This is a genomic window from Streptococcus bovismuti (genome assembly GCF_042436615.2).
Classification (GTDB): Bacteria; Bacillota; Bacilli; order Lactobacillales; family Streptococcaceae; genus Streptococcus.
This window is the reverse complement of the sequence record NZ_JBHMFR020000025.1, coordinates 1-287: the sequence shown is the minus strand read 5'-3', so window position 1 is coordinate 287 and position 287 is coordinate 1. Positions and strand designations below refer to the sequence as shown.

General features: G+C 39.4%; 1 protein-coding gene. It reads right to left on the bottom strand.

Going from position 1 to position 287, the window contains the following annotated elements; genetic code table 11:
* Window positions 1-287: Rib/alpha-like domain-containing protein (locus ACERDH_RS09820; protein ID WP_386686896.1), on the bottom strand; the 287-nt coding region annotated here is incomplete at both ends.

Here is a 287-nt window from a genome sequence, read left to right as displayed (position 1 = left end):
GTCACTTCTTCCGTACTCTTATCTGGGTAAGTGATTAATACTTTTCCTGTCTTACTTCCTGGTTTACTTGTGTCTGGTTGTTCTGACCAGCTATAGTTTGTTCCTTTTGGTAAGTCATTTGTATTAATACTTTTCTCTGGATCTGGTACTTCGTTATGACGTACAGTTTGGTTCGGTTCTTTTGCCGTTGGGTTAAACGTTTCTTTTTGTTCTTTTACCCTTACTGGTACTTCGACTTCATCTTCCGTTCCATCTGGATAATGAACTAACGCTACTCCTGGATGACT